The following is a 13,256-nucleotide window of genomic DNA, read 5'->3' on the forward strand; positions in this document are numbered from 1 at the left end:
AACAGTTACTATTCCATTGATTTTACACCAGTATATCAAATTAAGCCGGGAGATGAATGGATTTTTCGGCACATCATTTGTGTTTTTTACCTTTTCGCAATTCACCGTCGGGATCTTCGGACATCTTGGTGTTGTCACGTGTTTTGTTGAATGATGGACGTTTCTTGCTGACAAGCAATGGAACTCTGAACAAGAAGTTGCCAAATGCCTTTGCATTAAAAGGTATAAATGGCCAAAGATAAGACGAGTTATATGAACGGTGAATGGTCAACGCCACAACCAGCAACGTAGTTCCAACGACCAGACCCGGCACCTTAAATATCGCAACTGCAATGAGCAGTAGCAGCCTGACCAGTCGATTCGCGAGTCCTAACTCGTAACTCGGTGTAGCAAACATTCCGATTGCCGCAATAGCCATGTAGAGCACAACCTCATTGACAAAATAGCCCGTTTTCACCGCGATATCTCCGACCAGTATTGCCGCAATTAGACCCATGGCGGAAGCCAGCGGCGTAGGCGTATGAACCGCAGCCATCCGTAATAAGTCTACGCCCAGCTCAATGAGCAGAAATTGCAAAATAATCGGTAATTTCACATTTTCTTGTGGGCCGATGAAATCCAAACCAATCGGTTTGAGCGAAGGTTCGATAACCATCAACATCCATAGTGGCAGTAGAAACAGAGAGATCAAGATGCCTGCAAAACGCACCCAGCGCAGATAGGTTCCCATAAGGGCAGTTTGTCTGTTCTCCTCTGCATGCTCGCATAGATCAAAAAAAGTCGTCGGCAAGATCATTACACTGGGGGATGTATCTACAAAAATAACGACTCGTCCTTCCAGCAAGTGGGATGCGGTAACGTCAGGACGTTCCGAATAACGAACAAGGGGAAATGGATTCCATCCTTTGTTGATGATCGCTTCCTCCAACTGTTTATCGGCAGCCGGAATACCGTCGATATCGATCCGTTGTATTTTTTCCTTTACCGAATCCACCTGCACCTTATCCACTATATCGTCAATATAAACCACACAAACATCGGTTTGGGTTCTCCGTCCTACCTGCATAAGTTCAAACTTTAGTCCGGGGTCCCGTATTCTACGGCGCACCAGCGCTACATTGGTCAGTAATGTCTCGGTAAAACCATCCCGTGAACCACGAACCACGCGTTCAAGCGAAGGCTCTTCGGGGGATCGAACCGGATAACTCCGAGTGTCCATAATAAGCACAGACCGGTCTCCCTCTACAAACATGGCACTCATGCCCATGAGCACCTTGCTAATGACAGCACTCATCTTCTCCACTCGTTCTACCTGTATATGAGGAATATAACATTCGAAATAGGACTTGAGTGCGTGCTCTGATACTTGATCCGGCGTCAGATAGGTTAATCTTTTCAATACTTCGAGCAAAATCTCATCTTTGGCAAAACCCGTGAGTAACAGTAATCCCACATGTTTGCCGCCAAGTACCATTTCCCTCATATCCACATCAAACGACTCGCCAAGACCGATCACTTGTTTTAACGTGTTTTTGTTATCACTCATACGCGGGGAGATGTTATCGTTATGTTGCCAATAAAGAACAGATTCTTCAATACTGTCGGACATCTCGTTTTGCTTTTTTTTCTGGTACGCCTTCTTTTCTTCTTCCTGCCGGATCTCGTAAGCAGACTTGTGCAACATGTCTTCCGTTATACCATCACCTTGTTCATGACCCGTTTGATTCGTATGTTCGTCCATGTCCATTCCATCCTCCTTTAACCTGTCACGCTGCTTACCGTTGGTATATAAAAAAGTCAAACAATGAACCTGTCATTTTCCCTAGAATCATCGCGAGCAACAGTCCAAACAAATACGACCTCATACCCAGCCTTTTAGCCAGAACGGGTAGTACGTTTAATACTTCTGTCAGAGCGGCAGCCAGCAGACCAATAAAAACGCCGCAGAACAGTCCGACGATCGGGCTAAGCAACATAACGCCATGCATTTTCCAATGCCAGAAATCGGCTACCGTGCCAAGTAGCGAACCTCCAATGAGAGCACCCTCGTACCAATGCGTTTTGTCATAGGACTGTGTCACTTGAGCCAGTCTCGGAATCATGTCGAGTACAAGAATAAGCGCAATAACACCACTCCCCACAGCGATTCCCCCGGCAATGCCAAGCACAATGCTGATCGCTCCGTTAAGCACGCTCATCGTCGTTCAACTCCCGTTGATTCTGCTTATGCATACGTTCGGTTTCTTCAATGACGACAAATTGGTCTACATTTTGCTGGTAAAGGAACATTTCCACTTCGAGCGGTGTTGGCTCTTCATTCCACTTTTTCTTAAATAGATGGTTGAAAAATACCGCCATGCCGAAGCCGATCCCAAGGGAATAGGCGAGCTGAAATAAGTACGGATGCTCATCCCGGTGTCCTGTCAGCATCTCTACGATGCGAATCTGTACTTCCTGCATATTTACGTCTGCGTGAAAATTCATAATGGTCAGTGCTGAACCGAAGAACAGCAGCAACCATACCAGAATAAACAAAGATTTCGAAGCCTTACCACTACCTGCCATTACTTCAACTAACGTATGCCCGGACCCCATCAACTCCACATTCACATCCGGCAGAAGTTGCCGAATCCGGGGAATAATCTGCAAGATGTCAATAAGGATCAGGTTGCCGTCCTCCGGTCCGGGCTGCAGCAGTTCAAGTTCCAGTAACCTGTTTTCCTGTTCCTCGGATGAGGCCAGGACGTGGGCAATATCCCGCAGTTTGACCGCTCGCCCTCTCTGAATGCGAATCCGGCTGCGCATGCGGACGTAGACCGTGGGAGTGGGTGTCTGGGACATCCACAGCACTCCTTTACTGCGTAATTTAGGTTAGTATTTGAAGAATGTGCAAATTTATTACATTTAAGTTGGAAAAGAGTGTGGAGGGAGCGCTGGACGCTCCGGGATGGATCAGTATCGGGCGCTGGTTATCCCCGGATTTCTCGTTTTCTCCTTTTCAAGGAGGAAATCCCGTGATAAACGCGCTCGCTTCGCTCCTTTTACCGATTCCTTCCCTCCGCTGGCTTGCCTCCCTCTTGTTCCAAACGAAATGTAAGAATCTTGCGGGGGGTGGGCAGGGGGAAGAATGTAAGCTAGTGCATCGAAGAAAAAAACATAGGGGCACTGGACGCTCCGGGATGGATCGGTATCGGGCGCTGGTTATCCCCGGATTTCTCGTTTTCTCCTTTTCAAGGAGGAAATCCCGTGATAAACGCGCTCGCTTCGCTCCTTTTACCGATTCCTTTCCTCCGCTGGCTTGCCTCCCTCTTGTTCCAAACGAAATGTAAGAATCTTGCGGGGGTGCGCAGGGGGATAAAAGCTGGAGATCTTTTCGTGGATGAAAAGAGTGTGGAGGGCGGTGGGCGCTCTAGATGGGGTCGGCTTTGGAAGAAATTAAAAAGGCAAGCCGATATAGTTCAGCTCGCCCTCTTCTAAGTGACAATTCATGAACCCTAACCATTAACTACGTATCTCTTTCTTCTCATCTTGCCTCCCCTTCTGTTCCTCCCTTCGATACTGTAAAGGCGTTCTTTTCATCATTTTTCGGAACTGTTCGATGAAGTAGCTGCTACTGTTGAACCCAACCTCGTAAGCGATTTCGGTGACACTGCGCTGTGAGAAACGTAGCAGCTCTGTACTTTTTCGAATTCGATAATCCAGCACATATTGCATCGGTGTCGTACGCAGTATTTGCTTAAAGGTTCTGCATGTCTCTGCACGACTTAACTGACCTACCTTTGCGATATCCTCCAGCCTGAGCTGTTCAGTATAGTTTTGATGAATCCACATCAGCATCTGTTTTATACGCCGATCTCGGATCATCTCTGTTTCGTTATGTTCCAGAAAGTAACCATTCTTGATTAGGCCTTTCCAGATCTCCAGCACAGCTGCTGCAACGTTCAATTCATAATAAGGAGCCTGCTTTTCAATCTCCTGTCTCACAGCCGAGATGTTTCCAAGTACCTGCTCTCCCCATGAGTTAGATTTCTCAATCATTAGAAATGGTAAATTCGTTGCAGTTACATATGGATGTACGTATTTCATGTAAAGCTCGGCAGATACCAGTGATTGCGGAGCCACATTCAAACAAAGATACATACCCTGCTCCTCCGCACTAAAATTCTCTGCCATGTGCATCATCCCGCTGTTGATAAACAGCCCATTTCCTTGTGAGACCGCTACTTGCTGTTCATTAATATGAAATAACACCTTACCTTGAATAACAGCTACAAACTGCAATTCATCATGCCAGTGCAAAGGAATATACCCTTGTACATGCTCGGATATAGTTGTCTTGTAACAAGCGATAGACAGATCATCAGTACGATGTTCTGTCATTTCCTTTAGCTGTGGATTGATGCCAAATTTTATTTTCCTCATCATTCTCATCTCAATATTGTTATATTTTTTGTGTAATTCTTGATATTAATCAAATCAATTCTGTCTTACTATATCACTATTCTTATATTTAAGGCGAGGCGAATAAACATGAAATCAATAGTGTCAACACCCAAGTTCAAAGGTATACTTCTGGTTTTGACAGGAGCTACTTGTTGGGGTATCGGAGGAACGGTGGCTCAAAATCTATTTCAAATGCACCATATCGATGTTAATTGGTATGTAACCGTGCGATTGTTATGTGCCGGCATCCTTCTCCTTTTACTGCAATTATTTACACCTAGCCGTTCACAGATTCTTGAAGTTTGGAAATCGAAACAAACAGCCCTGCCATTTATTATCTTTGGCTTGGTCGGCATGTTGGCTGTACAGTACACTTACATGGCTTCCATTGATCACGGCAATGCGGCTGTCGCCACACTTTTGCAATATCTTTCTCCTGTCATGATCATGGTATATATGGTATTGCGCAAACAATCCACACTTACAGCCAAACTTATAATCTGCGCTGCTCTGGCGCTTTTGGGATGTTTTCTTCTGCTTACAAATGGCTCTCTGCATCAGTTATCCGTCTCGCAGCCAGCAGTGATCTGGGGATTGTTATCTGGTGTATCTGCTGCATTTTATACATTGTATGCGGTCAGATTACTTAACGAATTTGATTCTCTCGTGGTCGTTGGTTGGGCCATGGTGATTGGTGGAGTGGGTATGAGCTTTGTTCATGCGCCATGGAAGATCCACCTTACACTGCTGACATCAGAGACCTATAGTTATTTGTTGTTTTCCATATTGATTGGAACGTTACTCGCATTCTGGTTCTACATTGCCAGCCTGAAATACCTCACGCCTCAGGAGACCAGCTTGTTAGGGAGCGCCGAACCTTTGGCGGCAGTGGGTACCACAGTTCTTTGGCTGAATGAGCCCTTCGGTATCTATCAATGGTTAGGTACTGGCTGTATTATCTTTTTAATTGTCATTTTACAGTTCAAACGTTCGTCCTCCGTGTCCGCATAAAATATTAAAACGACAAATAACCTCATCGCTAAATAACGCGAATTGAGGTTGTTAGTTGTCGTATCATGATGAATCCATACCCATACCGGCGGATGGAATCATCCCTGAATCAATCCTGAATCACTGCGCGATTTGATCGCGAATAGATTGCAGTATTTTTTTCTCCAACCGTGAGACCTGCACTTGGGATATCCCCAGCCTGCTTGCCACTTCGGATTGAGTCTGATCCCTGTAATACCGAAGGTATACGATAAGTCGCTCCCGTTCACTCAGGCCGCCGATTGCTTCATTCAGCGCCAGCTTGTCGAACCACTTCTCCTGAGACTCATCCGCGATCTGATCCATCAGTGTAATCGGATCACCATCATTCTCGAATACCGTCTCATGAATGGAGGTTGGCGGTTTATTAGCCTCCTGGGCGAATACCACTTCCTCCGGGGTAACCCCGAGTTCAGCGGCAACTTCCTTAATTGTGGGCAATCGATCCAGATGTTTGGACAGCTCATCCCTCTTTTTGCGGACTTTATTGGCCATCTCTTTCAGCGAACGACTGACCTTCAAGGTTCCGTCATCCCGCAGGAAACGCTGAATCTCACCAATAATCATCGGTACCGCATACGTCGAGAACTTCACGTCATAACTGAGATCGAACTTGTCCACTGACTTGAGCAGGCCGATACAACCAATCTGGAACAGATCCTCCGGTTCATATCCCCTGTTCATAAAACGCTGCACGACGGACCAGACGAGTCTGATGTTGCAGTTCACCAGCGTATCCCGTGATTCATGGTCACCCGACTGACTGAGCGCAATCAGCCGTTTGACCTCGGCATCGTCCAAATAGGTCTGTGAAGATGGTTTCACTTCAGCATCCATAAGAACACCAACCCCTAATTATACAATGCTTTCTTGGATTCAATCCTTTTTTTCATCTTGATGGAGGTGCCTCTGCCGGGCTCACTGCTGACTTCGAATTCATCCATAAAATTTTCCATGATCGTAAATCCCATGCCCGACCGCTCAAGTTCGGGTTTGGACGTATACAGCGGCTGTTTGGCCAGTTCAAGATCCTCGATGCCTTCACCGCGGTCCTCTACAATGATCGTGATCATATCGTCACGAATCTCGGCCTGAATCGTCACAACACCTTCGGGATTGTTATTGTATCCGTGGATGATGCTATTGGTCACCGCTTCCGAGACAACCGTTTTGAGATCACTAAGCTCGTCCATCGTGGGATCAAGCTGAGAGATAAAAGCCGCAACGGTAACCCGTGCAAACGATTCGTTCTCCGACTTGGCCGCAAATTGCAGATTCATGAAATTTGCCCCTGTTCCTTCATTCATGAGACGACCTCCAGACCTGAGAGAGCAGTGCCCTCATTTTCGTAAATCGGCATGATCTTGAACAATCCCGACATTTCCAGCAAACGGTATACCGGCGGATTTACATCACAGACGACCATTTTGCCGCCTTTATTTTTGATCAACTTGTATCTTCCCAAAATAACACCTAGGCCTGAACTGTCCATAAATTCGAGGTCTTTCAAACTCAGCACCAGATGTTCACATTGTCTGCGCTGTATCGCTTCATCCATCTGCATACGTACCATGTCAGCTGTATGGTGATCCAGCTCCCCGGATAATCGCACAATCAAAATCCCGCGGTGATGCTCCATGTCCACATTCAAATTCACGTTTGCCCACTCTCCTCCCTGTCTTAGAACAAGGTTTTCTACGTTGCCAAAGGCTTTTCCTGCCCCCCGACAAAACTAGAAGAAAACCCCTATTTAACTACAAAAACCGTTCCAGCCCCAAGGAGAATGGCGCTTCCTGCCGCTTAATCAAACAAGTTCGAGGTTGTGCGCTTGAACAGCTTCCACCAGCCTGCCTTACCCACGTCTTGCGGAGCCTGAATATCAAACTCTTTAATTACCTCGTTGCCTTGATATACGACGAGTTTACCTACACTCTGACCCGCCTTAATCGGAGCCTTCACTTCTTTGGCTACAATCAGCTCATGCCGGATATCTGTCGACTTGGCTCCTTTGCGCATCAGAACACTGTAGTTTTGCGCAGCATTCAGCTGCATCTCCGCGACATCACCTTTTTCAATCTTCAGACTGCCCAGAAGATCACCTGCTTTGTAAAGTGCCTTCATCGTGTATTGAGCAAATGCATAATCAAACATAGAGGAAACTTCACTGTTCCGAGTCTTTGTATTCGGCTCACCAAGGACTACCGCAACGACACGCAGCCCATCTTTAGAAGCTGTAGCCGACAGACAGAATTTCGCTTCGGAAGTGTACCCCGTTTTCAAACCATCTGCCCCTTGATAGAAACGCACCAGTTTGTTGGTATTCACGAGCCAGAACGGCTTTTCGGAATCTTTACGCAAGTAGTCCTGATATGCACCCGTGTACTTCGTAATGCCCTGATGTTTTAGCAGTTCGCGACTCATCACCGCGATATCGTGCGCAGAGGAATAATGATTATCCACCGGCAGTCCGTTCGCATTGGCAAAACGTGTATCCTTCATGCCCAGCTCCTGCGCACGCTCGTTCATCATCTGTACAAAAGCCTCTTCCGAGCCAGCAAGCTTCTCGGCCATTGCTACAGATGCATCATTGCCGGAGGCCATGGCAATACCTTTTAACATATCATCCACGCTCATCTCTTCCCCAGGCTCCAGAAAGATCTGTGAGCCCCCCATAGACGCCGCATATTCACTCGTTCTTACCTTATCCGTTAACTTCAGTTTGCCTGAACTAATCGCTTCCATGGTAAGCAACATGGTCATAATTTTCGTTATACTCGCCGGAGGCAGCTGATCATGACTGTTTTTCTCATAAATAACAGTTCCCGTATCTGCATCCATCAGAATGGCTGAACGTGCTGATGGAGCCAAATCCGCCCCGCCAGCAGCCTTGGGTGTTTCCTCAGCCAAAGCAGAAGATGCCATTACAGGTAGCAGCATACAAAGGGTCATGAACGATGCCATTATTCTTTTTTTCACTAGGTTCCCTCCTCAAATGAATAGCGTGGTGGTAAGTCCTCGCATGTACTGCTATCCATTGTCGGCGGGTTTGAAGTAAATTATTCCAATCTCAGCAGGTTTTCCCTAACTTTTTTTTACTATATAAGTTGAACTAAAAACTTTACACGGTCCACTCCGATGACAGAATAACCTGGAGAGTAGCGGTTATCCCCAGATTTTTTGGATTCCCTTTTCCAAAGGGGAAAATCCGGTGATAAAGGCGAAGCCTATGCTTCCGATGTAGCTTTCTTTCAGAAAACTTTCAGCTCCGCTTTTTCAGGTTTTTTCTGTCCTCTCCGTTATTGTGTAAAAGAATAGTTCAACTTATATAAGAAGAAAATTATTTATAGAATTTACCTATGTTATTTATCATTTATATATATTTCCCCTATGAGTGATATCAGATTATGATGTGTATGTCACAATTGAAATAACTTAGGAGGATGATTCCAATGTCTTTTTATAATAAAAAAGTCCATTTCATAGATGGCAGGCTAGCTGATCTAACTATATACCGAGGAAAGATACTGCTTGTTGTAAACACGGCCAGTAAGTGTAGCTACGCTCGTCAATTTGAGACCCTTCAACAGTTGTACGAAAAGTACCAGCGTTACGGTTTCGAGATTCTAGCGTTTCCGTGTAATCAGTTTAATGAAAAAGAGCCAGGGGACAATTCGGAAGTGAAAGCTCATTGTGAAAAGCAATTGAAGTTAACGTTCCCGTTATTTGAAAAAATTGATGTCAGGGGCGTGAACGCTCATCCGATCTTTCAGTTTTTAACCAATCAAGCACCATTTCTAGGCTATGACACCGAAACGGCTAGCGGAGAATGGATGCACCATTTTCTAAACGAAAAATTCCCTGATATCTACAAGGGTGATGGGATCAAGTGGAACTTCACTAAATTTTTAATTGATCAGAACGGTCAGGTACGAGGAAGATTTGAGACAACGACGGAACCATTTGACATTGAACCAAGCATTCAATCATTGCTCTCCATCTAAAGTGAATATCATCATTCTCATATTTCATATTATAAAAAAAGGAACAGCTCATTGAGCAAACATCATTCAATGAATTGTTCCTTATTAGGTCCTTCAAACTAAAGATCGTTTTTGTTCATCTTCAGTTCAACATTACATCTTAGGAATAACCGCCAGCACGAGCGCCAAGAAAGCTTCACGTACACGCTCCGTCGTTTCCATTACCTCATCATGTGACAAAGGTTGATCCAAGATCCCCGCTGCCATGTTACTGATGCAAGAAATGCCGAGCACTTCAATGCCCGCATGACGCGCTACGATCACTTCGGAAACGGTGGACATGCCTACTGCATCGGCACCGAGGGTACGAAGCATTCTGATCTCTGCTGGAGTTTCGTAATTAGGGCCAAGCAGACCTGCATACACACCTTCTTGCACATTAAAACCTTGAGTTGCGGCTGTATCTTTAGCAAGTGCACGCAAACGACGGCTGTAGGCTTCGGATAAATCCGGGAAGCGTACGCCAAGCGCAGCATCATTCGGACCAATTAGCGGGTTTTTGCCAGTCATATTCAAATGATCGGAAATGAGCATCAAGTCGCCTGCTTGATAAGAAGTATTTACGCCACCAGCTGCATTCGTTACTAGCAGACTACTCACGCCCAGCTCTTTCATGACACGTACCGGGAATGCCGTTAATTCCGGGCCGTATCCTTCGTACATATGAAAGCGGCCTTTCATCATCACAACCGGACGGCCTTGAATCGTACCAAGCAACAGTTCGCCTTCGTGTCCTTCTACAGTGGACACCGGAAAATGCGGAATATCCTGGTACGCAATGTTAACGCCATCCTCAATTAGTTCAGCCAGAACGCCGAGCCCTGACCCGAGAATCAAACCGACTTCCGGTTTGATGGAGCTTTTGCTTTGAATGTAGGCTGCCGCCTCTGCAATCATCTGTTGGTTTAGTGTTGTCATAAGATGTTGTTCCTCCTTGATTAGTAACGAACCGTTTAAGATTCAGCAAGGTTGTCATGTCTACGCCTGTGTTGGCGTAAGAAATCAGAAATTTAACATGCAACCCGCGTATGTATAACGGCGTTGGTTGGTTTCAAATATAAGTTAACTTAAAACGCTAAAGATGCAAACCATGCGTTAAGCTTTATTTTGCACGTGGATGATGGGTCTCATAAATTTCTTTCATCGTCTTGCGCCCATGCTGACTGTATTGCTGTCCGGGCTGTTCGACATGACCAAGCATGTCCTGAACCGCACGAGTGTCAGCTCCGTTTGCAATGAGATGAGCTGCAAATGAATGGCGAAGTGTGTGCGGTGTAATCTCACCCGAGATCCCCGCGTCCACAGCAGATTTTTTCAGCAACTTCCAGAATCCCTGACGGGTTAATCGTCTGCCGGATACATTCACAAATAATGCCTGCTCGTCCGTTCCTGCTTTAAGCAATTGTTCACGGAACTCGTCTATATATACGCTCGCCCAGTGGGCAGCCGGTGCACCAATCGGAAGAATGCGCTCTTTCCCCGCTCCGCCGCAACGAATGAAGCGCATCCCAGGCTGTACATCCCGTACATCCAGCGCAATCAGTTCCGATACCCGAATGCCCGTAGCGTATAACAACTCCAGCATGGCTCGATCTCGAACGCCTTGGGGCGAGCTGACATCTGGAGAAGCAAGCAACAGTTCGATCTCCGGAATCGTAAGAACTTGGGGAGGTGTCTTGTCAGCCTTGGGTGCTTCCACATCAAACGTAGGATCCTGTACAATCTCGCCGCGCCGCATCAGAAAATGGAAATACGATCGCAAAGACACGATGCTACGAGCAATCGTTGCATTCGCACGGCCGTCCTGTTTGAGCTGACCCACAAATAACACAACATGTGTTCGTCTAACCTCACTCGCCTCGCGGATTCCATATTCCTTTTTCACAAATTCAACGAACTTGTCCACATCTCGAAGATAGGATTCCAGCGTACTGCTCGACATCCCTTTATCTTCTTCCAGGTATAAAGCATAGGCGTGTATGGTCTGATTCATGTACAACACTCCTCATCTGACAGCAATGCCAAACGGCAGGCTGCTTCCGTATTTGCATCCCTGACTGTCGGAGCTACTCTTCACGCCTTCAGCTACTCACCGTACCAATAGAAGAGACGAAGCCGCTCCGCCATCGTAGGACGTGCTTCTCCAGTGCCTGGCCAATCCGTTTCCTGAAATACCTTAACCGCATTGCCCGTTGGCATCTGATACTGATCCACAGGTGAAATCCAGCCGTTAAACAGATCGAGTACGTGGTAGAAAAGATACACCAGCGCAGCAAAAAACACTATAAATCGTATAAAACGGAGCCCTCTCCGCACAGATATAATCATTGGAACTGTCCCCTCCCGTATTTCAAGTCCAGTATCGTTCTTGAAACAGGGTATGTCCAAATGTCCGGGAATATGCCTTGACGAGCGAACCATAAGCCAGGTTCGTGACCAAAAAAGCTCCCCCGTCAAAACCGCCGGTGAGAGCTTGAAGATAGGCTATGTTATTCTTCATCTTTGGGCTTTTGTTCATTTTTAGCTTTGCAACGATAACAAATTCCATGAAAGTCCAGTCGGTGATCTACTACCGAAAAGTTAAATTCCCGCTCCAGTCGTTCTTCAAGCGGTCCAAGCCAGTCCTCACGTATTTCATCCATACTTCCGCATTGCACGCAGATTAAGTGATGATGGTGATGCTTGGATGTATCTCCGCGCAGATCATAACGCGCTACACCGTCGCCGAAGTTGATTTTCTCTACAACATGCAACTCACTCAATAGTTCGAGGGTACGGTACACGGTTGCCAGACCGATTTCGGGAGCCTTTTCTTTAACGAGCATGAATACATCCTCTGCACTCAGATGATCTTCTTCATTCTCTAAAAGTACTCTTACGGTGGCTTCCCGCTGGGGCGTTAATTTATAACCTTGGGACTGTAGTTGCTGCTTAATTTTATCGATCCGTGCTTCCATTTTCTCCCTCCCCCTAGGAAATCATTGCACACTGCAACTTAACCCACTCTTTTCATTATAGGGGGAGTTCAATATCAAAGTCAACATTTTAGGACATGTAGTACAAGCTAGACAGGAAGTAGCATCGGCGTGACCCAGCGCATCATTGCGGGGGTTATCCAGGTTTCAAAAGAGGCCACCCCAAGCAGCAATACCGCCATAACCACCGTCAAAATAACATAGGAAGCAAACGGTCTTTGGCGGCCTGGTGTGCGTTGCATCAAAACGCGATTACGTATGATATATAACGAGAACGTCATCGCAGCCACACTGCAGATCAGCAGGATTGGAATGACGAACAGATTATGCGGCGCTACGGATACAAGTGCAAACAGCAGCCCTTTCCACGAATACTGTCCGACGAGATAACCTACGGTAAAACCGATTAATACCCCTTTTAAAAAATCCAGAACCAGTATGCCTGGTAAACCTACAACAGACAAACCGAGAATAAAGATTAAACCGACCCATTTTAGATGAAGCATGGCAATATCCCAATAAGCGGTGTGCTCTGTCCCTTGCGAACTATGTTGCACCGTCATGAAAAAATTGCCCAAATAGGCTTCGAGATCCTGGCGCTGTTCCAAGGAAAGAGCGTTGACCATCAATGCGCCAAAGATGACACCGACCAGAAATAAGACAGCGACGAATACATATAACGAGGTTTGCCCTTTGAACGTAAAATAAGAAGAACGCATACAGGTACGAGTCCCCTTTCCGGTTATCC

15 protein-coding genes are annotated in these 13,256 nt (G+C 46.2%); 2 read left to right on the forward strand and 13 right to left on the reverse strand.

Annotated elements, in window-relative coordinates:
• Positions 1-73: 73 nt before the first annotated feature.
• The 4 genes from MKY23_RS17895 to MKY23_RS17910 form a co-directional block, all read right to left on the reverse strand.
• A complete protein-coding gene (locus MKY23_RS17895) occupies positions 74-1,684 on the reverse strand; it encodes a spore germination protein (RefSeq protein WP_339839528.1) in 1,611 nt (536 codons plus the stop codon).
• A gap of 91 nt (positions 1,685-1,775) precedes the next feature.
• Entirely contained in the window at positions 1,776-2,198 is a 423-nt protein-coding gene (locus MKY23_RS17900) for a stage V sporulation protein AB (RefSeq protein ID WP_111269610.1), read from the reverse strand.
• Positions 2,185-2,841 carry a stage V sporulation protein AA gene (locus MKY23_RS17905; RefSeq protein ID WP_090922421.1) on the reverse strand — a complete coding sequence of 219 codons (657 nt, stop codon included), beginning with the start codon at positions 2,839-2,841 and terminating at the stop codon, positions 2,185-2,187. The genes MKY23_RS17900 and MKY23_RS17905 overlap by 14 nt, the downstream gene beginning before the upstream one ends.
• 660 nt (positions 2,842-3,501) lie before the next feature.
• The gene (locus MKY23_RS17910) at positions 3,502-4,422 is read right to left on the reverse strand and encodes an AraC family transcriptional regulator (protein WP_339839531.1); all 921 of its coding nucleotides are present in this window, start codon (positions 4,420-4,422) and stop codon (positions 3,502-3,504) included.
• 117 nt (positions 4,423-4,539) lie between these two features.
• Here MKY23_RS17910 and MKY23_RS17915 point away from each other — a divergent pair, with 117 nt between their 5' ends.
• Positions 4,540-5,454: a DMT family transporter gene (locus tag MKY23_RS17915; protein ID WP_339839534.1), complete on the forward strand. Its 915-nt coding sequence runs from the start codon at positions 4,540-4,542 to the stop codon at positions 5,452-5,454.
• 120 nt (positions 5,455-5,574) lie between these two features.
• On the opposite strand, the gene sigF is transcribed toward MKY23_RS17915, so the two are convergent.
• The 4 genes from sigF to MKY23_RS17935 all read right to left on the reverse strand — a co-directional run bounded on the left by sigF (position 5,575) and on the right by MKY23_RS17935 (position 8,469).
• The gene (gene sigF, locus MKY23_RS17920) at positions 5,575-6,330 is read right to left on the reverse strand and encodes an RNA polymerase sporulation sigma factor SigF (protein ID WP_090922432.1); all 756 of its coding nucleotides are present in this window, start codon (positions 6,328-6,330) and stop codon (positions 5,575-5,577) included.
• Positions 6,331-6,344: 14 nt separating this feature from the next.
• Positions 6,345-6,800 carry an anti-sigma F factor gene (spoIIAB, locus tag MKY23_RS17925; protein ID WP_090922434.1) on the reverse strand — a complete coding sequence of 152 codons (456 nt, stop codon included), beginning with the start codon at positions 6,798-6,800 and terminating at the stop codon, positions 6,345-6,347.
• Positions 6,797-7,150, reverse strand: coding sequence for an anti-sigma F factor antagonist (gene spoIIAA / locus MKY23_RS17930; protein WP_090922436.1), 354 nt, complete (start codon positions 7,148-7,150; stop codon positions 6,797-6,799). The genes spoIIAB and spoIIAA overlap by 4 nt, the downstream gene beginning before the upstream one ends.
• A gap of 143 nt (positions 7,151-7,293) precedes the next feature.
• Positions 7,294-8,469: a D-alanyl-D-alanine carboxypeptidase family protein gene (locus MKY23_RS17935; protein WP_339831227.1), complete on the reverse strand. Its 1,176-nt coding sequence runs from the start codon at positions 8,467-8,469 to the stop codon at positions 7,294-7,296.
• 473 nt (positions 8,470-8,942) lie between these two features.
• Here MKY23_RS17935 and MKY23_RS17940 point away from each other — a divergent pair, with 473 nt between their 5' ends.
• Complete coding sequence (locus tag MKY23_RS17940) at positions 8,943-9,494, forward strand: glutathione peroxidase (protein ID WP_339831229.1); 552 nt, start codon at positions 8,943-8,945, stop codon at positions 9,492-9,494.
• Positions 9,495-9,626: 132 nt separating this feature from the next.
• Here the strand turns inward: MKY23_RS17940 and MKY23_RS17945 are convergent, their stop codons facing one another.
• The 5 genes from MKY23_RS17945 to spoIIM all read right to left on the reverse strand — a co-directional run bounded on the left by MKY23_RS17945 (position 9,627) and on the right by spoIIM (position 13,227).
• Entirely contained in the window at positions 9,627-10,451 is an 825-nt protein-coding gene (locus MKY23_RS17945) for a purine-nucleoside phosphorylase (RefSeq protein ID WP_090922442.1), read from the reverse strand.
• A gap of 184 nt (positions 10,452-10,635) precedes the next feature.
• Positions 10,636-11,526, reverse strand: coding sequence for a tyrosine recombinase (locus MKY23_RS17950; RefSeq protein ID WP_154888486.1), 891 nt, complete (start codon positions 11,524-11,526; stop codon positions 10,636-10,638).
• 92 nt (positions 11,527-11,618) lie between these two features.
• Positions 11,619-11,861 (reverse strand): DUF4227 family protein, encoded by a 243-nt coding sequence (locus MKY23_RS17955; RefSeq protein ID WP_090922446.1) that lies wholly within the window; start codon positions 11,859-11,861, stop codon positions 11,619-11,621.
• 161 nt (positions 11,862-12,022) lie between these two features.
• Positions 12,023-12,490, reverse strand: coding sequence for a Fur family transcriptional regulator (locus tag MKY23_RS17960; RefSeq protein WP_090922447.1), 468 nt, complete (start codon positions 12,488-12,490; stop codon positions 12,023-12,025).
• Between the two features lie 107 nt (positions 12,491-12,597).
• Complete coding sequence (gene spoIIM / locus MKY23_RS17965) at positions 12,598-13,227, reverse strand: stage II sporulation protein M (protein WP_339831234.1); 630 nt, start codon at positions 13,225-13,227, stop codon at positions 12,598-12,600.
• Between the last annotated feature and the right edge of the window lie 29 nt (positions 13,228-13,256).

Origin of the sequence: Paenibacillus sp. FSL R7-0272, assembly GCF_037969905.1 — a bacterium.
Taxonomy (GTDB): domain Bacteria; phylum Bacillota; class Bacilli; order Paenibacillales; family Paenibacillaceae; genus Paenibacillus; species Paenibacillus polysaccharolyticus.